At 71.5% G+C, this 685-nt stretch carries 1 protein-coding gene; it reads left to right on the top strand.

Annotated elements, in window-relative coordinates:
• Positions 1 to 278: EAL domain-containing protein (locus NS365_RS23310; RefSeq protein WP_153003946.1), on the top strand; the 278-nt coding region annotated here is incomplete at its 5' end.
• Positions 279 to 685 lie beyond the last annotated feature (407 nt).

The raw sequence follows: 685 nt of genomic DNA, 5'->3' as shown, positions 1-685 counted from the left end.
AGATCGACCGCAGCTTCGTCGCCGCGTCCGGCGAGGATGCCGGGGAGGATGTGGGCTCCGCGGCCATCGTGCGCGCAGTTCTGTCCATGGCGCGAGAGCTCGGCATCGACACGACGGCCGAGGGCATCGAGGACGAAACGCAGCTCCAGCGCCTGACCGAGCTTGGCTGCGGCACCGCGCAGGGCTTTCTCCTCGGCCGGCCCCTGGACGAGCGGGCCGTCGAGGCGCTCCTGCGCGAGCATGTCGAGGCGACAGCGCCCCTGCCGATCGCCGTCTGACCCGCCGCCATATGACCTGCCGACGAACGCGCCTTTCGTCGGGCGTTCTCTTGCGCGGCGCTCATGGCGTGCGGCCCGAGGCCGCTTTCACCGACAAGGCTTCGCGATCTGAATTGCCCGCACGACCCGAGGCGAAGCCTGTCCGCCGGCATCGGACGGGCTGACAGCGACACCGCCGCGAGGCACCGGCCACCGGCCCGACAGCCCATCGCGGCGCCGCGCAGGTAGCGCCTGGTCCGTGAGCGCCGGATCGTCTTTCGCGTCCAGGCCATTCCCCCTCGCCAGAACACGGAGCCGGACGCTGCGACGTCCTGTGCGCTGATCCGCTTCCAAGGCCCCGCCCAAATGGCTCGCCGGCCCGGGACGGCGCAAGCAACGGCGGCTTTGCCCCTCGCATCGCCCCAAGC

Source organism: Aureimonas ureilytica, assembly GCF_001475935.1.
Taxonomy (GTDB): Bacteria; Pseudomonadota; Alphaproteobacteria; order Rhizobiales; family Rhizobiaceae; genus Aureimonas; species Aureimonas ureilytica_A.
The sequence above is the reverse complement of the archived record's forward strand: the minus strand, read 5'-3'. Positions and strand labels throughout refer to the sequence as shown.